Origin of the sequence: Mariniphaga anaerophila (genome assembly GCF_900129025.1) — a bacterium.
Lineage (GTDB): Bacteria > Bacteroidota > Bacteroidia > Bacteroidales > Prolixibacteraceae > Mariniphaga > Mariniphaga anaerophila.
In genome coordinates, this window is sequence record NZ_FQUM01000008.1 from 44,169 (window position 1) to 61,895 (window position 17,727).

Annotated in this window: 19 protein-coding genes; 8 read left to right on the forward strand and 11 right to left on the reverse strand. The window is 41.7% G+C overall.

The annotated features are described in order from the left end of the window. Window positions 1-4: 4 nt before the first annotated feature. The 3 genes from BUB08_RS15725 to BUB08_RS15735 all read right to left on the reverse strand — a co-directional run bounded on the left by BUB08_RS15725 (window position 5) and on the right by BUB08_RS15735 (window position 2,697). Window positions 5-763: an SDR family NAD(P)-dependent oxidoreductase gene (locus BUB08_RS15725; RefSeq protein WP_217651634.1), complete on the reverse strand. Its 759-nt coding sequence runs from the start codon at window positions 761-763 to the stop codon at window positions 5-7. Window positions 764-779: 16 nt separating this feature from the next. Beyond that, window positions 780-1,661 (reverse strand): SDR family oxidoreductase, encoded by an 882-nt coding sequence (locus BUB08_RS15730; protein WP_073002870.1) that lies wholly within the window; start codon window positions 1,659-1,661, stop codon window positions 780-782. A gap of 253 nt (window positions 1,662-1,914) precedes the next feature. Then, on the reverse strand, window positions 1,915-2,697 hold the full coding sequence (locus BUB08_RS15735) for a DeoR/GlpR family DNA-binding transcription regulator (RefSeq protein ID WP_073002967.1): 783 nt from the start codon (window positions 2,695-2,697) through the stop codon (window positions 1,915-1,917). A gap of 431 nt (window positions 2,698-3,128) precedes the next feature. Between BUB08_RS15735 and BUB08_RS15740 the strand changes: the two genes are divergently transcribed. From BUB08_RS15740 to yjjX, 4 genes are all read left to right on the forward strand, one after another. After that, entirely contained in the window at window positions 3,129-3,575 is a 447-nt protein-coding gene (locus BUB08_RS15740; RefSeq protein ID WP_073002871.1) for a GNAT family N-acetyltransferase, read from the forward strand. 6 nt (window positions 3,576-3,581) lie between these two features. Continuing rightward, entirely contained in the window at window positions 3,582-4,244 is a 663-nt protein-coding gene (locus BUB08_RS15745) for an AlbA family DNA-binding domain-containing protein (protein ID WP_073002872.1), read from the forward strand. Between the two features lie 107 nt (window positions 4,245-4,351). Then, window positions 4,352-5,503: an alkaline phosphatase gene (locus BUB08_RS15750; RefSeq protein WP_073002968.1), complete on the forward strand. Its 1,152-nt coding sequence runs from the start codon at window positions 4,352-4,354 to the stop codon at window positions 5,501-5,503. Between the two features lie 271 nt (window positions 5,504-5,774). Continuing rightward, the gene (yjjX, locus tag BUB08_RS15755; RefSeq protein ID WP_073002873.1) at window positions 5,775-6,293 is read left to right on the forward strand and encodes an inosine/xanthosine triphosphatase; all 519 of its coding nucleotides are present in this window, start codon (window positions 5,775-5,777) and stop codon (window positions 6,291-6,293) included. Window positions 6,294-6,323: 30 nt separating this feature from the next. On the opposite strand, the gene BUB08_RS15760 is transcribed toward yjjX, so the two are convergent. Genes BUB08_RS15760 through miaB form a run of 3 tightly spaced genes read right to left on the reverse strand, consistent with a single transcriptional unit; the run spans window position 6,324 to window position 8,382 of the window. Continuing rightward, window positions 6,324-6,647, reverse strand: coding sequence for a NifB/NifX family molybdenum-iron cluster-binding protein (locus BUB08_RS15760; RefSeq protein ID WP_073002874.1), 324 nt, complete (start codon window positions 6,645-6,647; stop codon window positions 6,324-6,326). Window positions 6,648-6,696: 49 nt separating this feature from the next. Beyond that, complete coding sequence (locus BUB08_RS15765; protein ID WP_073002875.1) at window positions 6,697-7,047, reverse strand: carboxymuconolactone decarboxylase family protein; 351 nt, start codon at window positions 7,045-7,047, stop codon at window positions 6,697-6,699. 3 nt (window positions 7,048-7,050) lie between these two features. Then, complete coding sequence (gene miaB / locus BUB08_RS15770; protein ID WP_073002876.1) at window positions 7,051-8,382, reverse strand: tRNA (N6-isopentenyl adenosine(37)-C2)-methylthiotransferase MiaB; 1,332 nt, start codon at window positions 8,380-8,382, stop codon at window positions 7,051-7,053. A 123-nt stretch (window positions 8,383-8,505) separates the two neighbouring features. On the opposite strand from miaB, the gene BUB08_RS15775 reads away from it, so the two are divergent. The 4 genes from BUB08_RS15775 (at window position 8,506) to BUB08_RS15795 (ending at window position 13,178) form a co-directional block, all read left to right on the forward strand. After that, the gene (locus tag BUB08_RS15775) at window positions 8,506-9,258 is read left to right on the forward strand and encodes a YebC/PmpR family DNA-binding transcriptional regulator (RefSeq protein WP_073002877.1); all 753 of its coding nucleotides are present in this window, start codon (window positions 8,506-8,508) and stop codon (window positions 9,256-9,258) included. 117 nt (window positions 9,259-9,375) lie between these two features. Beyond that, window positions 9,376-9,873, forward strand: coding sequence for an SPOR domain-containing protein (locus BUB08_RS15780; protein ID WP_073002878.1), 498 nt, complete (start codon window positions 9,376-9,378; stop codon window positions 9,871-9,873). Further along, window positions 9,857-11,755 carry an amidophosphoribosyltransferase gene (locus BUB08_RS15785; protein ID WP_073002879.1) on the forward strand — a complete coding sequence of 633 codons (1,899 nt, stop codon included), beginning with the start codon at window positions 9,857-9,859 and terminating at the stop codon, window positions 11,753-11,755. The genes BUB08_RS15780 and BUB08_RS15785 overlap by 17 nt, the downstream gene beginning before the upstream one ends. 307 nt (window positions 11,756-12,062) lie before the next feature. Next, complete coding sequence (locus BUB08_RS15795; protein WP_073002969.1) at window positions 12,063-13,178, forward strand: lipid II:glycine glycyltransferase FemX; 1,116 nt, start codon at window positions 12,063-12,065, stop codon at window positions 13,176-13,178. On the opposite strand, the gene BUB08_RS15800 is transcribed toward BUB08_RS15795, so the two are convergent. Genes BUB08_RS15800 through ftsH form a run of 5 tightly spaced genes read right to left on the reverse strand, consistent with a single transcriptional unit; the run spans window position 13,175 to window position 17,723 of the window. Then, a complete protein-coding gene (locus BUB08_RS15800) occupies window positions 13,175-13,921 on the reverse strand; it encodes a CDP-alcohol phosphatidyltransferase family protein (protein WP_073002881.1) in 747 nt (248 codons plus the stop codon). The genes BUB08_RS15795 and BUB08_RS15800 overlap by 4 nt on opposite strands. Beyond that, window positions 13,918-14,583 (reverse strand): phosphatidylserine decarboxylase family protein, encoded by a 666-nt coding sequence (locus BUB08_RS15805; RefSeq protein WP_073002882.1) that lies wholly within the window; start codon window positions 14,581-14,583, stop codon window positions 13,918-13,920. The genes BUB08_RS15800 and BUB08_RS15805 overlap by 4 nt, the downstream gene beginning before the upstream one ends. 6 nt (window positions 14,584-14,589) lie before the next feature. Next, window positions 14,590-15,420: a phosphatidate cytidylyltransferase gene (locus BUB08_RS15810; RefSeq protein ID WP_083570810.1), complete on the reverse strand. Its 831-nt coding sequence runs from the start codon at window positions 15,418-15,420 to the stop codon at window positions 14,590-14,592. Further along, window positions 15,417-15,623: a putative signal transducing protein gene (locus tag BUB08_RS15815; RefSeq protein ID WP_073002883.1), complete on the reverse strand. Its 207-nt coding sequence runs from the start codon at window positions 15,621-15,623 to the stop codon at window positions 15,417-15,419. Before BUB08_RS15815 ends, BUB08_RS15810 begins: the two co-directional genes overlap by 4 nt. 18 nt (window positions 15,624-15,641) lie before the next feature. Next, window positions 15,642-17,723 carry an ATP-dependent zinc metalloprotease FtsH gene (ftsH, locus tag BUB08_RS15820; RefSeq protein ID WP_083570811.1) on the reverse strand — a complete coding sequence of 694 codons (2,082 nt, stop codon included), beginning with the start codon at window positions 17,721-17,723 and terminating at the stop codon, window positions 15,642-15,644. Between the last annotated feature and the right edge of the window lie 4 nt (window positions 17,724-17,727).

A 17,727-nucleotide genomic window follows, 5' to 3' on the forward strand; every position in this document is an offset into this window, starting at 1 on the left:
TTAATTATAAAGATTGCCCGCCAGATACTTCAATGCGTTGCCCGTTTACCCAATATGCATCTTTGGTGCAAAGAAAAGCAACGACGCTCCCGATATCGTCGGGAAGTCCAACTCGTCCCAATGCCGTATTGGATGCTATAAATTTGTTCATATCTTGATTGTCTCTTACAACTCCACCACCAAAATCTGTTTCAATGGCTCCGGGTGCAATTACATTCGCTCTGATTTGTCTTTCGCCCAACTCTTTCGCCTGGTATTTTGTCATAATTTCAATGGCTCCTTTCATTGAAGCATATGCCGAAAATCCATTTAAACAAAACCTTGTAAGACCGGTAGAAACATTGATTATTCCGCCTCCGTTATTTAAAATTTTCAGTGCATTTTGAGTTAATAGATATGTTCCTTTAAATTGAATATTATAGAGTGTATCCAATTGTTCTTCGGTTGTTTCAGAAAAAGGTGTATGAATCCCGATTCCTGCGTTGTTTACGAGATAATCAATTTTATCAACACCAAATTGAGATTGAATTGATTGCTGAACGTTATCGAAAAACTCTTCGAATTTTCCGAAATCTGTAACATTCAATTGAATTGCAATGGCTTTTTGTCCTAAGTTTTCAATTTCTTTAATTACTTCATTGGCTTTTCCTTTATTGTTGTTGTAGGTCAGAACAATATCAAGACCTTTTTTAGCAATTGAGAGTGCCATATTTCTGCCTAATCCACGACTTCCGCCTGTTACTAATGCGATTTTATTTTTCATACTCATTTTCTGTTTTTTATTGTTTAAAATAATTTTCACGCATATCTTCCAATAAATCAATATGTGTCGGTTTCCAACTCAGTTGTGCTTGTGTTATTAAGTTTGATGCAGGGCTGTCAATTGAAATAAAGCGGCTCATCCATTTAAAATGTTTTTCAATTTCATCTGCGGATAATGAAACGACTGGTAACTTTAGTTTCTCGCCAATCACTTCTGCAATATTTTTTATTTCAACTCCTGTATCGCTTACCGCGTTGTACAATGCTCCTTTTGCAGATTTTTCAATGGCTAAACGAAAAATCTTTGCTGCATCTAAACGATGTACCGCTGGCCAATGATTATTGCCATTTTCGGGATAAGCGGAAACTCCATTTTTACTTGCCTGCTCAATAATAAACGGGATAAAACCTTTGTCGCCTTTATCGTGAACAGATGGGGACAAACGAACTACAGAAGCATTTACACCTTTTTCTGACAGAACCAGCGCCATTGTTTCGGAAGAACGTGGAATGCCCGTCGATTTACTTCCTTCCGTAACGTTTCCATTGATGAGTGGCAAGCCCAAAATTCCTGCTGTTACCACAATTGGTTTGTTGGTTCCAATCAAAACTTCACCCATTGCATTTATTGCGTTTTTGTCTATTTCTACTGCTTTTGCAAATTGAGTAAAGTCGTGGAAAAATCCTGCGTGAATAACACCATCGGCATTTTTAGCACCTTGTCTTAATATTTCCAAGTCTTCAAGGTCTCCTTTTAATACTTCTGCACCTATTTGGCTAATTGCGTTCGCCGATTTTTCCGAACGAGCCAAACCAATTACCTGATGTCCTGCACCAAGTAACTCTTTTGCAATAGCAGAGCCTACAAATCCCGAAGCTCCTGTTACAAATACTTTCATTTTATTACTGTTTATTGTTAGTACAAAGGTCTGTACAAGGCAAGAAACAGATGTAGTCAAAAGTCAGATTGTTGTAGTTGAAAAGGAAATGTCAATTGTAGAGAGTTTTGGTTATTTCTTCGTAATAGTCAGATTTTTCATTAACGGTTACGTTGTTCTAACGCTTGTGCTTAACTAATTTATATCGAAACATTCAAGGTATGCCGAGTCAAACTCCGGGGCTTGGAATAAAATTACTCTGAATGGCAGTTTATCAAACCAAGGTAACTTTAATGCCTTTTTCTCTGATCATTTGCAACGCACTGGCCGGAGCATTTTTGTCTGTAATAATATGATGTATCCTGTCGATATTGCAAATTTTGCCAAATCCCTGTTTCCCAAACTTAGAAGAGTCGGCCAGAACAATAACTTCTTTGGCGGCATCCAGCATGTATTGGTTCAGGTGAGCTTCGCCAATATTGCTGGTTGTTAATCCGAAATCGATGTCGATTCCATCTACTCCTATGAAAAGTTTATTGCACATTAGTCCGCTTAAAAACTGCTCGGCATAAGGCCCGATAACTGTGGCAGAGCTTTTTCGCATTGCTCCGCCCAGCTGAATAATTTCGATGTTTGGGTTGTAACATAGCGTTAATGATACTTTAACAGAGGGGGTTATAACAGTAAGAGGTTCTGTCATGGAAATTTTCCGGGCAAAATACAAAAGTGTGGTGCCCGATGCAATAATTATTCTGTCGTCTTTTTTTACCAGTAAGTTTGCTGCATCGGCAATTCGCAATTTTTCTTCCACCATAATTTTTTCTTTTTCGTCAATATGGCGGTCATTTATCAGCGAACTCAGCGGGCTTGCTCCACCGTGGCTGCGCACGAGCAGTTTTCTGCTTTCCAACTCTTTTAAGTCTTTGCGGATGGTCACTTCCGATACTCCTATCTGTTCACTGATATCCTGCACGCGGACATACCCTTGCTTTTCCATTTCATTTAAAATAAACCGATGCCTTTGTGCGCTGTTTCTTTTGCCTGAACTCTCTTTCATTATCTGTTGTTTCAAATTGTGTTTTAAATATAGGTTATCTGTTGATTTTATAAGGAATTTTGGTTTCAGTTTAATTGATGGTGTGGTTGAACAATGTTCGGCATTAAAACCGAACACGAGCAAATTTACGAATAAGAATCAGTTACACAAAGCAGAAGGCCGATTCTGCCACACAGAAATGCAGCGTTGGAGGGGATTTTCACAAAGTGCTCCTGTTTGTTTCGCGGGTAAAGTTTGTTCCGGCATTTAACAAGAATTGTTATTTTCGTCTGTCGGAACAAACAGACATTATTAGTAAAGACGAATTTTTTAGTTTTTAGGGGTGAATTTCAAGCTGAATAAAAAAGTAGTTTGTTCTTTTGGGTTAAGATTGAAAACATTCAGGAAGTATGGATTTCCTGTTGTTTTTTTCAAAATAAAAAATTAGGAAGATGTTAATACGAGAAGCAAAGCCGGAGGATTTGGAATACATACTGGATTTTCAGTTGAAAATGGCCAGCGAAACCGAAAATATTGAGTTGGATCGCGCCACTGTAAAATCTGGGGTTCAAGCTGTATTGGAAGATCAGAGAAAAGGACAGTATTATGTGGCAGAAATTGGCGGACAGGTTGTTGGTTCTTTGCTAACTACCTTCGAGTGGAGCGACTGGCGCAACGGCACAGTACTGTGGATTCAATCTGTATACGTGCTCCCCGGCCACCGGAGAAAGGGAGTTTACAGTAAGCTTTACGAATACGTGCAGAAAAAGGTGCTTGATAATTCAGCGCTTAAAGGAATAAGGTTGTATGCCGATAAATCAAATGAAAAGGCGCAGAATGTGTATCGGAGATTGGGAATGAATCCCGATCATTATACTACATTTGAGTGGTTAAAATAGCGGGTTTTGAGCACAGCACTTTATAAACTGATTGACGAAGGAGAGCACCAGCAGCAGGATTTTAAATTCTGTATTAACGATTCAAAAAAAATTGCAAAATCGCTGGTAGCATTCGCCAATACCGATGGCGGACGGTTGCTCATTGGCGTAAAAGATAATGGCAAAGTTGCCGGTATTAGTACCGACGAGGAGTTTTACATGATTGAGGCTGCTGCCAAAATTTACAGTAATCCGCCGGTTGATTTTTCTACAAAGCAGTGGCACGTGGATGGCAAAACGGTGTTGGAAATCGATGTCCATCCGAGCGAACAGAAACCGCATTTGGCCAAGGACGAGAGCGGAAAATGGCTTGCTTACGTTCGCATAAAAGATGAAAATGTACTTGCTCATAAAATTCAGTTGTTGGTTTGGAGGAAAGAAAGCAGCCCGACAGGAATTCATTTTTCTTTTTCTGAAAATGAAAGATTCCTGGTGAATTACCTGCAGCATAACAAGAGTATTTCGTTTTCAAAGTTTATTCGCGTAGCTCACACATCCCGAAAAGAAGCCGAAGAAATCCTCAGCAATTTTGTATTGATGGGTGTTTTACGAATGCACACCACAAAAGAACGGACACTTTTTTCTTTAGATAACGAGTTCGATACAGAACAGTTTTCCGGGTTTAAATAATGTTGCTGTTACATCATTGTAAAACCTGATTATTTTTCACTTTTTAAAAAACATCTTTCCTGTTTTTCTGTTTATTTTTGAAATTCATCATAAAAAAAACAAAACAAATGCAAAAGCTTATTTCTCTGATGTTTGCCCTTTTATTGGGCTTGTCATCTATTGCTCAGGACGAATATCTGAATGCGGAAGCTGAAAAAAGTGATAAAATTTATCCAGGAGGCGAAGCATACGACGTTACCATATTCCCTCAGAAATTCAGAGGAAAAACCCCGAAAAATATTATTCTGATGATTTCGGACGGAATGGGGCTGACACACCTTAATGCTGCGCTTGTGGCTAACAAAGGCCAGCTTTTTTTGAGAAATTTTCACCACATTGGTTTTGCTGAAACTCAATCGGCAAACAAGTACACAACCGACTCTTCTGCTGCCGGCACTGCAATTGCCACAGGAGTTAGAACAAACAATGGTGCACTGGGTGTCGATCCGGATAACAATCCCGTGAAATCTATTTTGGAAGATGCTGAAGGGAAAGGCCTTGCTACCGGCTTGGTGTCAACTTCTGCAATAACACATGCAACGCCGGCGTCGTTTATTGCACACCAGCCAAAACGAAATATGTACGAAGAGATTGCTGCCGATTTTTTAAGTACAGATATAGATGTGTTTATTGGCGGAGGATGCGATCATTTTACTGAAAGAAAAGACGGACGTAATTTGGTTAAAGAGCTGAAAAAGAAAGAATACAAAGTTGAACAGGACATCAATAAAATTGAAAAGGTAAAAAAAGGAAAGTTAGCCGGACTTACTGCTCCTGTCCACAATCCAGCGATGCCGGAACGTGGCGATATGTTGCCAAAAGCTACTAAAACTGCCGTTAATATTTTAGACAACAACAAAAAAGGTTTTTTCCTGATGGTAGAAGGTTCTCAGGTTGACTGGGGCGGGCACGCAGGGAGCACCGTAGAGGTTGTTCAGGAGATGCTCGACTTTGACCGCGCTGTTGGAAAAGCGCTTGAATTTGCTTCTAAAAACAGGGAAACTTTGGTTATTGTTACTGCCGACCACGAAACGGGCGGAATGGCTATTCTTGACGGCAACTTTGAAACAGGAATGGTAAAGGGTGAGTTCTCAACCGGTAGCCATACCGGAATTATGGTTCCTATTCTCTCCTGGGGCCCCGGAGCCGAAGAGTTTACCGGGTTCATGAAAAATACGGACATACACGACAGAATGAAAAAGCTGTTGTTGGGAGAATAAAATTTTGTGGATTTTCTCCATTTTGCATTGTTGTTTCTTTGCCGGATTAACTGAATCGTTTCCCGATTAAAATGAAACAGCAGTGCAAAATGCGTTATTACGTAATTTAATATATGGTTACGTTAACCAATTTGGACGCATTGTTTTTGCTTTTCTGATTAGCATTTTTCAATTTTATACGATCAAAATTAAATTTTCCGGTTAGAAAAAATTCTGTTTCACATATTGAATTGTATGTTGAATTGCCGGAGTAACAGGTAAAAGGGGAAAAATGAAAATTGTGGTTGCTTCTGAAAATCCGGTTAAATTGAAAGCCGTTGAGAGCGGGTTTAAAACATTTTTTGGCGATGCCGAGTTTGAAAGTGTGCAGGTTGAATCAGGAGTTTCTGACCAGCCTCTTACCGACAAGGAGACGCTGGTTGGCGCACGAAACCGGGTGGCTGAAGCAAGAAAGACAATACGCGACGCCGATTTTTGGGTGGGAATAGAAGGCGGTGTTCAGGCCGAAGAAAATGGATTGGCTGCCTTTGCCTGGATTGTAATAAATGGCGCAGGAAAAAACGGAGAAGCACGTACCGCTGCTTTTATGTTGCCTCAAAAAGTAGCTCACCTTGTTGCCGGAGGAGTGGAGCTGGGCGTTGCCAACGACATGGTTTTCCACGAATCCAATTCAAAGCAGAAAAGCGGTGCAGTTGGGCTGCTAACCCACAATCAGATTGACCGCACCGAACTTTACCGGCAGGGCGTTATTCTGGCGCTGATTCCTTTTGTTAATTCGGGCTTGTACTAGAAACTGTGGCTTGAGAAAGGCTGCGGAAAATTATTTCTTTTTAATCCGCTCAATAATTTCCTCAATTTTTATTTTTTCTTCGTGCAGAAGCACCAGTTGCATTTTTTCCTGCTCCAACAGGTTGCTTACTTTGGGGCCTACTTCTCCGGTAATAATTGTTGAAACACCTTTGTCCTGTAAAAATTTCACCAGATGAATGCCGCTGTGGTCTTCGTTTTTAAACGGATTTTCGAGAATATTAACTTCTTCGGTAGCAGTAGTGTAGATTATTATATTTTCGCATTTCCCAAAACGCAGGTCGAGAAAAGATTTTTCAGTTTTTCCGGTTGAAGAAATAGCATAGATTTTATTCATAATATTGAAACTTGATGTGTTGTATATAACAATTCTGAGCCCGAAAGTTTTATTTTAATCCTTTGTTTAATTCTTCCCAATATTCAAGTGCCCGTCGGGTGTGCGGAATAACAATGGTTCCGCCCACTACATTTGCTACCGAGAAAATCTCAAAAATTTCATCGGTTGTAATTCCGTATTCAAAGCATTTTCCCAAATGGTATTTAATGCAGTCGTCGCATCGAAGCACCATTGACGAAACTAATCCGAGCATCTCTTTTGTTTTTCCGCTCAGCGCACCATCCTGGTAGGTAAGCGTATCCAAACTGTAAATTCGTTTCATTACTTTGTTGCCGCCGCCAAGTATTTTTTCGTTCATTTTGGCGCGGTAAGCATCGAAATCTTCAACCAGTTTTCCCATGATTTATTTTTTTACATCTCCGATAAGAGTGGTTTGCGTACACTTTTCAATGATTACTTCAACTTTGTCGCCTTTTTTGAAACTGTACCTCGGAAAAACTGCCACTTTATTTTGTGAAGTCCTCCCAAAAAGCATTTCGTCCGATTTTTTTGACGTCCCCTCAACAAGCACCTCAACTGTTTTTCCAATGTCGTTACTATTGCTTTCAAGCGAAAGCTTATTCTGAAGGTGGATAATTTCGTTCAACCGCTTTATTTTTACTTCCTCCGGCACGTCGTCTTTCAAATGCTTTGCCGCGTATGTTCCGGGCCTTTCCGAGTATTTAAACATAAAAGCCATGTCAAATTTCACCTCTTCCATCAGCGCGAGGGTCTGGGCATGATCCTCTTCCGTTTCAGAACAGAACCCTGTAAACACATCGGTAGAGAGGCCGCAGTCTGGAATGATGCTTCGGATAGCTGCAATCCGATCCATGTACCATTCACGGTCATATTTTCGGTTCATCAGTTTTAGAATTTTAGAGCTGCCTGATTGTACCGGGAGATGAATGTGCCGGCAAATATTCGGGTATTGCGCAATTTTATGCAGCACTTTGTCCGACATGTCTTTGGGGTGGGATGTGGTAAACCGAATTCTCAGGTTGGGAGCGGTTCGTGCAACCATTTCCAGCAAGTCCCAAAACCGAACAGGTTTTCGTTCCTCCGGCGGTAACCAGTTGTACGAGTTTACATTTTGCCCAAGCAGTGTTACCTCTTTGTAATTATTCTGCGCCAAATCCCGCACTTCGTTCAGAATGTCCTGTGGATCTCTGCTGCGTTCGCGCCCGCGGGTATACGGTACAATGCAGTATGTGCAGAAATTATTGCATCCCCGGGTGATACTTACAAAGCCTGAAATAGCTTTGTCGCCCATTCGAACCGGTGTAATTTTGTCGTAGGTTTCAATGGTCGATAACTCTGTATTCAGTGCCTTTTCTCCGTTCTCCACTTTGTCGATGAGGTAGGGGAGATCGCGATAAGCATCGGGCCCGGCAACCAAATCAACCACTCCTTTCTCCAGAAAGGCTTCGCCAACCCGTTCGGCCATGCATCCCAGTACGCCGATTACCAGGTTTTTATTCTTTTTTTTCAGGGAGTTGTAATAATTCAATCGTCCCCAAATACGTTGTTCCGCATTGTCTCGAACCGAGCAGGTGTTCAGAAAAACGGCATCTGCTTCATCTGCAGTTTGTGCCAGCTCATATTGCCTTTCCTGTAAAATGGCTGCCACCACTTCGCTGTCGGCAACATTCATCTGGCAACCGTAGGTCTCAATGTAAAGTTTTTTTGTTTCCATATTAAAAATTCGTTGCAAATTTAGCTCATTTTCCCAAACATGCCGGATTTGAAAAATTATTTCCTTTTTTTCTGTTTCTTTTACTTTTTCTATTTTTAACGGAAACTTAAAAATTTCAAAATAATGTCAGGTCATAGTAAGTGGTCAACTATTAAGAGAAAAAAGGGAGCGCTCGACGCAAAGCGTTCCAAAATATTTTCAAAATTATCAAAAGAGATTACCGTTGCAGCGAAAATGGGAGGCAGCGATATTGATGCCAATTCGCGGCTGCGGCTGGCGGTGCAGAATGCCAAAGGACAAAACATGTCCAAAGATGTGATTGAACGTGCTATTAATAAAGCAGAGAAAGACACTTCCAATTTTGAGGAGATGACTTTCGAAGGTTATGGTCCGGGAGGGATTGCCATATTTGTAGAATGCCTGTCTGACAACAACAACCGCACGGTGGGAAATGTGCGTTCGTATTTCACAAAACACAACGGACACCTTGGAACCAACGGTTCAGTGGCTTTCCTTTTCGATTCCAAAGGAGTTTTTGTGATTCCGGTAAGTGCAAAGACGCACGCCGAAGAGTTTGAGCTTGAAATGATTGAGGCGGGTGCCGAAGAGATGGAGGAAAGCGATGGCTTTATTGAAGTTACCTCGGCCATGGAAGATTTCGGAAGCATTTCGAAAAAGCTGGAAGAGCTTGGTATTGAAGCCGAGAGCCAGGAACTGCAACGAATTCCGAATACAACAAACGCCTTGGATGTTGAAGAGGCAAAAAAAGTACTCCGGTTGGTAGAGCGTCTCGAAGAAGATGATGATGTGCAGAATGTGTACCATGCGCTTGAAATTACTCCGGAACTGGAAACTGCCCTGGAAGAAGACAACTGATTGTTGCCTGAAACTTAAATGGTGCCTGTTTTTTTTGCTTTACAATAGAGTGAAGTCGGTACCGTTACATTTAAAAGGTTTTTTGAATTATATTTGCATCTTCAATTTGTGAGATAGATGAGGCTACCGTTTTTAATTATACTGGGATTACTTTTTAGTCAGTTGTTGGCCGCGCAGGTCACTTTTCCCGCCGCGCCCGAAATTAATGCGGTAGATTCTTTACCCGCAGATTCCGTTTCCCTTCAGTTTATCGATGATTTAAATATAAATCAGGACTCGAGGCTCGAAAGAATTGTGAAGTTGCATGTGGAGAACAACCGAAAACGCGACGGAATAAAAGGTTATCGGGTTGAAATATTCTTCAGCTCGGCATTAAGCGCCAAAGAGCAGTCGTTAAAAACAAAAAAAGAATTTTTATCGAAATATCCGGATTACAACGTACATGTAAAGTACACCGCGCCCAATTTTAGGGTGAGGGTTGGTGATTTCCGGACAAAGAACGAAGCGTTAAAGCTACTTAAACAAATTCAGATAGATTATCCCGGTGCTTTTATTGTCCCGGATATTATTGATTTTCCTTTGTTGAAATCAGAAAATTATGAGCGACCAGATTAAGCACGAATGTGGCATTGCATTAATTCGCTTACTTAAGCCCTTATCGTATTATAAAGAAAAATACGGCACGTGGAGATACGGCCTGAACAAGTTATATCTGCTTATGGAGAAGCAGCACAACCGTGGCCAGGATGGCGCCGGAATGGTTTGTGTAAAAGATCATCTTTCTCCGGGCAGTACATATATTAACAGGTACAGGTCAATTGCACAGAATCCTATTCTCGATGTGTTTGATAAAGTAAACAAGCCGCTGAAAAAGGGAATGCGCAAAGGTATTGATGTTGAAAACTGCGACTGGGCGTATCAACACTACCCATTTGCAGGCGAGCTCTACCTGGGACATCTCCGCTACGGTACTTTCGGTAAAAACAGCATCGATTTTGTGCACCCCGTAATGAGGCAAAACAATTGGAAATCGAGAAACCTGGTGCTTGCCGGAAACTTTAATCTTACCAATACCGACGAACTTTTTGAGGTGTTGATAGAATTGGGGCAACATCCGAAAGCATATACCGACACGGTAACTGCTCTCGAAAAAGTAGGTCATTTTCTCGATGAAGAAAACCAATTGCTTTTCCGTAAGTATAAAAATGAAGGCTACAAAAACAGTGAAATTTCTCCACTGATTGAGGAAAATCTGGATATTCAGAATATTCTGGAAAGAGCCACCAAAGATTGGGACGGCGGTTATGCTATGGCAGGTTTGCTGGGGCACGGCGATGCTTTTGTGGTGCGCGACCCCTGGGGAATCCGGCCCGCGCATTATTATTACGACGACGAGATTGTGGTGGTGGCTTCCGAGCGACCGGTAATTCAGACTGTGATGAACGTTGGCTGGGACCAGGTTCACGAAATTGAACCGGGAGAAGCGCTTATTGTCAAAAAGAAAGGAAATGTAAGCCGGCAAATGATTCGGGTGCCACATAAAAGGAGCTCCTGTTCCTTCGAACGTATTTATTTTTCGCGTGGCAGCGACCGGAGTATTTACAAGGAACGAAAAGAGCTGGGACGCTTGCTGAGTCCGGCAATTTTAAAATCGATTGATTACGATTTCAAAAATTCTGTTTTTTCGTATATCCCTAATACGTCGGAAACCGCATTTTACGGAATGATTGAAGGAATCCGCGAGTACCTTACCGATTGGAAGATTGAACGTCTGAAAGAAGGTAACGGCAGCATGACTGACGATGACATTAAACAGATAATTTCGTTGGAGCCGCGGGTGGAAAAAATTGCCATAAAAGATGTCAAACTGCGAACGTTTATTGCCGACGATGCCAGTCGCGATGATCTGGTTGCACACGTTTATGACGTTACTTACGGCGTAATAAAAAACGGAACGGATACTTTGGTCATTATTGACGACTCGATTGTGCGCGGAACCACATTAAAAAATAGTATTCTGAAAATTCTGGACAGGTTGCATCCCAAAAAGATAGTGGTTGTTTCATCAGCTCCGCAAATTCGGTATCCCGATTGCTACGGGATAGACATGGCCCGCCTCGATAAATTTATTGCTTTCAATGCCGTTATCGAACTGCTGAAAGATCACGGAAAAGAAGGAGTCATTGATGAGATTTATAAGAAGTGTAAAGAGCAGGAGAATCTTCCCAAAGAGGAAATGGTGAACTATGTTCGCGATATTTACAGATTATTTACGCTGGAGCAGATTTCTGAAAAGATTGCGGAAATTTTAAAACCCGACGATTGCGAGGCAGAAGTGGAAATTGTTTACCAGTCTGTTGAGAATTTGCACAAAGCCTGTCCGAACGACACCGGAGACTGGTATTTTACCGGAAATTACCCGACACCAGGAGGAAACAGAGTTGTAAATTCTTCTTTTATTAATTACGTCGAAGGCAAGAATGAACGCGCCTATTGATTTTTGTTAATGAAATTTAAAACATTTTCGGGCATAACGTGTTTTAGTTATTGCCTCTGAAAATGGAAGAAACAATTTGTCATGGCGTATTATTAATCTTTCCCTCGGGAAAAAATTATCTTCCTCTTTTCAGGGGTTTTTTCTTTTTACAGCTTTTAACCAGTGTCAATCTCAGGCTGTTGTCCCTTTTTTGTCATATGCTTATAAATTTGCTTTTTCAATGCAATCCTGAAAAGGCTTTTTTGTTGATTATTAAAATTTTACAACCTCAGTAAACTTTGTACCTTTGCCGGTTAAAAACCGAAAAATGCATTGTAAAATAGAAGGAAAAGACTTGCATGATATTGTAACAACCAATATTGTGCAACAGTCTTCGTTTTGGGGAAAAATTAAAAACAGGCAGGGATTTGACCCTGTTGCCTTTGAATATCATATTTCAGACGATTTGCTATTTCCGGCTTCAACAGGCCGTAAAACGATTCAGGATGATTTGCTTGTGCTTCTTCGTTATGTCGACAGAGAGCATTGTATTGCCTATATACCATACGGACCGGAAGAGGAGCCGGTGGGCGAAAACCAGGGTGTTTTTATGGAAGAGCTTTCTGAAGTTCTGCGTTCGTGCCTTCCCAAAAATTGTATTTTAATCCGGTACGATTTGCCCTGGGAGAACCAATGGGCGCGCGAAGAAGATTTTTTCGATAATCAGGGGAACTGGATGGGGCCCCCTTCTCACCAGAACCAGGAGTTCCGCGTGAATTTTAATACTCACAACTGGAATCTCATGAAAAGTCCCAGCGATAATCTGCCCTCCAACACCATCTTTTTAGACCTCGCTCAAGGAGAGGACGCATTGCTGAAGAAAATGAAACCGAAAACCCGCTACAATATCAGGCTGTCATTAAAAAAGGGAGTGCGCGTGGAAAGTTACGGGTTAGGTATGATTGATACGTGGTATGATCTCTACAAAGAGACTTCTGCCCGGAATAGTTTTACGCTTCATAAAAAAGAAAATTTTCGCACTTTTCTTGAAATGCAGAACAGCGGAGACGTAGATACCCGATTGCTGGTTGCTGATTACGACGGGGAGTACCTTGCTGCCATGTTTCTGGTGCTTTCACAAAAGAGGGGAACATATATGTATGGAGCTTCGTCTGGAAATAAGCGAAATCTGATGGCTACCTACGCGGTTCAGTGGAAGGGCATTCAGCTGGCAAAACAGGCCGGTTGTGACGAATACGACATGTTTGGTGCAGCCCCCAACCCTAACTCATCTCATCCTATGCACGGGCTGTATAGGTTCAAAAGTGGTTTTGGCGGTGAAATGATTCACCGGATGGGATGCTGGGATTATCCGCTGGACAAAGAACAGTACAGAATTTTTAGAATGCAGGAATTAAACGGCCCGGGGTACCACGTAAATTAGTACTTGATTCCGGCCAGGTAAAAACCAATATTCAGAAGAATATAAGTTAAGATCGAAATTGCCAGTCCGTAAACATTTAGCGTAACAAGCAAAATAAGGGTGATAAAAAGAAAAACATAGCGGTACCAGTTTTCTTTAATATTCAGGTTTTTTGCTTTTAACGAAAACATCGGCATTGTAATTACCATCATTCCTGAAAAAAAGAGCCCCAAAACGCACAATGTTCGGGTAGAAAAAATTGCCTGGAAGAGTTCCTGGTAACGAGGAACTTCAAGCATTAACCCAACCGATGCCCAGAAAATGCCATTGGCCGGAATTGGCAGCCCTCTGAAAAATGGTTCATCGGCCTGGCTCACATTAAACCTTGCCAACCGAACAGCGCCCAAAACAGGCATTATTAATGCAGAAAAGAGGATTAACCATTGATCCCAGCTTGCTGTAATCTGGTAAATGGGTTGATTTTTTTCAAACATCGAAAACTCCAGCAATGTGAAAAGAATTGCTGCCGGAGCCAACCCGAAAGAGATCAGGTCTGACAACGAGTCAAGTTGTTTTCCGATTTCGGAATAAGCTTTTAACAGCCGGGCAGAGAACCCGTCTAAAAAGTCGAATACCGCGGCCAAGCATATAAATATCCCGGCCCATACCAAATGCCCGTCGAGTGCAAAAATAACGGCCATTGACCCTGATGCCAAGTTTAGAGAAGTTATAAAGTTGGGTATTTGTTTGACAATCCGATTCATTTGGAGTGGTTTAACAACGCAACAACTGTTTGTCCTCCAACCGTTTTTTGATGAAGTTTAACCTGCACTTCGGAATCCAGAGGCAGAAATAAATCAACCCGCGAACCAAAACGGATAAAACCGTATTCATCGCCCTGTTCGATTTTGTGCCCCGGTTTTTTGTAAGTGACAATGCGTTGGGCAACTGTTCCTGCAATTTGGCGCGAGAGAACTTCGGTGCCATCATCCATTTTAAAAACAGTAGAGCAACGTTCGTTTAATTCTGATGATTTTTTTACGAAGGCCGGATAATATGCACCCCGTTTATGGTGCTGATAAACCACCTCTCCGCCAATTGGCGCGCGGTTTTGATGCACGTTAAAAACTGACATAAAAATACTTACCTGCAACCGCTCGTCCTTGAAATATTCTTTTTCGTATACTTTTATTATTTCAACAATTTCGCCATCGGCGGCAGCCAGTACATGTTTTTTGTTCCGCACAATTTCGCGTTGCGGTACTCTGAAAAAGAAGACAACCAGCACTGCAAGCGACAGTGATGCGGCCATTAAAACGTAAAATATGAGGTAGTCGCGCAATGTGAAATAGATGATTGCGTCTATAACGGCCAAAACGAAAAAGGCCACCGGAATTATTTTTTTTCCTTCGTTGTGAATCTGCATAACTAACTATAATAAATTTCCCGACAAATTTAACCAAACATAAACAACTGGTATCACAAAAAGCAAACTATCGAATCGATCGAGCAGTCCTCCGTGTCCGGGCAGAATTGTTCCCGAGTCCTTTACTTTCAGTCGTCGTTTAATAATGGATTCAAAAAGATCGCCTAAAGTGCCGGAAATGACTGAAAGCAGCGCAACCAAAATCCAGTTGAGCATAGAAAGCTGGCCAAAAATCAGCGCGTTGACAACTCCCATTGCCAAAGCAAAAACTGCCCCGCCGATAAGACCTTCCCAGGATTTATTGGGCGAAATTGTTTTATGAATCTTATGTTTCCCGAATTTTGAGCCAAACAGGTAAGCCATCGAATCGTACATCCATACAATAAAAAATACTCCGATTAATATTTTGGCATTAAATTCCGGCGAGTAAGGATACCCCGGGTAAACCATGAAATTTAACAGGCTAAAGGGAATTGCCACGTAAACAAAACCGGTGAGTGTTACCGCACTGTTCTGAAGTATTCCTCTGCGTTTACTAAATGCCTCAAACAGGAAAATAACCATTAATGCCAGAATGAAAATCAGGTAAAATCTGGTAGGAATGATGTTATTTACCATTCCGAAGCTAATGAGGAACAGGAGCAGCCCCAGCGTGAGTCCTGTTGTTTTTCTGGGTGAATTACCTGCTGTTTCTACCAGCTTATAAAATTCAAACTGGGTAAGGTACAAAAATGCGCCAAACACCACCACAAAAATCAACGGATGAATTGCCGCCCCGGCCAGCATTAAAAAAATGTATACAACCCCCGTTAACGATCGTTTTTCTATCTCTTTCAATGCTTCAGTTCTTTTAATAAATCCAGCGCTTTTTGTTCGTCATGTTCTTCCACATAAATAACAAAATCGCCGAACATTTGGTACGCACTGTCGTGCTGGTTCATTACAACTGTTTTTAATCCCGCATTTTCAAGAATATCTTTGGCCATAGTGGCCTTGTATTCATGCGCAGTAAGAAATACTTCTTTCCAACCTTTTTCCATAGATGTATATTTTTGAAATTACACTGAAATAGCTTGGTTTTCTTTATTCTCTGTTGTGTTATTAACAGGCTCTGCTGCTTGTTCTTCTTTTTGTACAGGTTTTTCCTGATCGTTTTCATTTTCGATCAGTTTCTGCTCCCAGTGGCGTTTCCCAAAAATGAGCTCCAGGTCTTCGCTGAAAATCACTTCTCTTTCTAACAGTTTTTCAGCCAGTTTTTTGTGGCCTTCGGCATTTTCTGTCAATACCTTTTTCGCACGCTGGTACTGGCTGTCAATTATCTTTTTAACCTCTTCGTCAATTAATTCAGCTGTTTTTTCGCTGTAAGGTTTTGTAAAAGAGTAATCCGACTGGCCAGATGAATCGTAGTAACTAACATTACCTACCTTTTCGCTCATTCCGAAATAACTTACCATGGCATAAGCCTGTTTGGTAACTTTTTCCAAATCGTTTTGCGCGCCCGAAGAAACTCTTTTAAAGATTAGCTCTTCTGCTGCACGGCCTCCAAGAGCAGAACACATTTCGTCGAGCAGTTGCTCTTTTGTAGTAATGGAACGCTCTTCCGGCAGGTACCACGCAGCACCCAGTGCTTTTCCCCGGGGTACGATTGTTACTTTCACCAACGGATGCGCATACTCCAGCAGCCAGCTAATGGTGGCGTGTCCTGCTTCGTGATATGCAATGGTCTTTTTCTCTTCCTTTGAAATGATTTTATTCTTTTTTTCCAGTCCGCCGATAATCCGGTCAACTGCATCCAGAAAGTCCTGTTTGGTTACGGCATCGCGATTTCTGCGGGCTGCGATAAGAGCAGCTTCGTTACAAACATTGGCAATGTCGGCACCTGAAAATCCAGGGGTTTGTTTCGAAAGGAATTCAACTTTTACATCTTCTCCCAACTTCAGTGGGCGAAGGTGTACTTTGAAAATTTCACCACGTTCCTTCAGGTCAGGAAGTTCAACATGAATTTGCCTGTCGAATCGTCCGGCACGCATTAACGCACGGTCGAGTATGTCGGCACGGTTTGTAGCAGCCAGAATGATAACTCCACTATTAGTGTCAAATCCGTCCATTTCGGTAAGCAATTGGTTGAGTGTATTTTCACGCTCATCGTTTGAACCGAAGTTGGGGTTTTTTCCTCGGGCGCGGCCAATTGCATCAATTTCGTCAATAAAAATAATACAAGGCGCTTTTTCCTTGGCTTGTTTAAACAAATCGCGAACCCGCGAGGCGCCTACTCCCACAAACATTTCAACAAAGTCGGAACCCGACATGGAGAAGAACGGCACACTGGCTTCCCCTGCAACAGCTCGTGCGAGCAGGGTTTTTCCGGTTCCGGGAGGGCCAACAAGTAGCGCTCCTTTTGGGATTTTTCCACCGAGTTTGGTGAATTTTGCCGGCTGTTTAAGAAATTCTACAATTTCTTCTACTTCCTGTTTCGCTTCTGCCAGACCGGCTACATCTTTAAAAGTAGTGGTTACCTTTTGGTCTTTATCGAATACTTTGGCTTGTGATTTTCCAACATTAAATATTCCTCCTGCACCGCCACCTGCGCCACGGCTCATCCTTCTGAAAATCCAGAGCCACAGTAAAATAATGAGTACAAAAGGGCCAATTGTCCAGATAAGCTCGCCAGCCCAGTTTCTCTCTTCTTTATATTCCGGCAGAATTTCTTCGGACGAACCTTCCTGTGCTTCTCTCAGGTTGCGTTCAAATGTTTCAACCGAACCAATTGTAAAGGTGAAATGCGGGCCTGCGTCAGACGGCTTGGCGAAATGTTCTTCGAACTGTTGCTTGTATTTTTCAAGGCTGTTCTTTTTCAGGTATATGTTGGCATTTTTTTCGTTAACTACCACAATGCGTTCAATGTCATTGTTAGCCAACATGGTAGATTTAACTTCGCTCCAGTTGGTTTCAACGGGGCCACTGGTCGAACTGATGAAATACTGAACGCCAATAAAGACAAGAGCAATTAGTCCGTACACCCAATAAGCGTTGAATTTTGGACCTTTGGGATTTTTCTTGTCAGTTTTTTTACTTGCTCCCATGAATGGATTATTCGGCGGAGGCGGTGTCTCTTTTCTATTTTTGTCGATTTCTGCCATAATT

What these genes read in the sequence shown, in the direction of transcription:
- BUB08_RS15730 (WP_073002870.1), bottom strand. Translation starts at nt 1,661, where the DNA reads ATGAAAGTATTTGTAACAGGAGCTTCGGGATTTGTAGGCTCTGCTATT.
- BUB08_RS15775 (WP_073002877.1), top strand. Translation starts at nt 8,506, where the DNA reads ATGTCAGGTCATAGTAAGTGGTCAACTATTAAGAGAAAAAAGGGAGCG.
- BUB08_RS15750 (WP_073002968.1), top strand. Translation starts at nt 4,352, where the DNA reads ATGCAAAAGCTTATTTCTCTGATGTTTGCCCTTTTATTGGGCTTGTCA.
- miaB (WP_073002876.1), bottom strand. Translation starts at nt 8,382, where the DNA reads ATGGAAACAAAAAAACTTTACATTGAGACCTACGGTTGCCAGATGAAT.
- BUB08_RS15725 (WP_217651634.1), bottom strand. Translation starts at nt 763, where the DNA reads ATGAAAAATAAAATCGCATTAGTAACAGGCGGAAGTCGTGGATTAGGC.
- BUB08_RS15800 (WP_073002881.1), bottom strand. Translation starts at nt 13,921, where the DNA reads ATGAATCGGATTGTCAAACAAATACCCAACTTTATAACTTCTCTAAAC.
- BUB08_RS15785 (WP_073002879.1), top strand. Translation starts at nt 9,857, where the DNA reads ATGAGCGACCAGATTAAGCACGAATGTGGCATTGCATTAATTCGCTTA.
- yjjX (WP_073002873.1), top strand. Translation starts at nt 5,775, where the DNA reads ATGAAAATTGTGGTTGCTTCTGAAAATCCGGTTAAATTGAAAGCCGTT.
- BUB08_RS15795 (WP_073002969.1), top strand. Translation starts at nt 12,063, where the DNA reads ATGCATTGTAAAATAGAAGGAAAAGACTTGCATGATATTGTAACAACC.
- BUB08_RS15760 (WP_073002874.1), bottom strand. Translation starts at nt 6,647, where the DNA reads ATGAATAAAATCTATGCTATTTCTTCAACCGGAAAAACTGAAAAATCT.
- ftsH (WP_083570811.1), bottom strand. Translation starts at nt 17,723, where the DNA reads ATGGCAGAAATCGACAAAAATAGAAAAGAGACACCGCCTCCGCCGAAT.
- BUB08_RS15740 (WP_073002871.1), top strand. Translation starts at nt 3,129, where the DNA reads ATGTTAATACGAGAAGCAAAGCCGGAGGATTTGGAATACATACTGGAT.
- BUB08_RS15735 (WP_073002967.1), bottom strand. Translation starts at nt 2,697, where the DNA reads ATGAAAGAGAGTTCAGGCAAAAGAAACAGCGCACAAAGGCATCGGTTT.
- BUB08_RS15765 (WP_073002875.1), bottom strand. Translation starts at nt 7,047, where the DNA reads ATGGGAAAACTGGTTGAAGATTTCGATGCTTACCGCGCCAAAATGAAC.
- BUB08_RS15805 (WP_073002882.1), bottom strand. Translation starts at nt 14,583, where the DNA reads ATGCAGATTCACAACGAAGGAAAAAAAATAATTCCGGTGGCCTTTTTC.
- BUB08_RS15780 (WP_073002878.1), top strand. Translation starts at nt 9,376, where the DNA reads ATGAGGCTACCGTTTTTAATTATACTGGGATTACTTTTTAGTCAGTTG.
- BUB08_RS15815 (WP_073002883.1), bottom strand. Translation starts at nt 15,623, where the DNA reads ATGGAAAAAGGTTGGAAAGAAGTATTTCTTACTGCGCATGAATACAAG.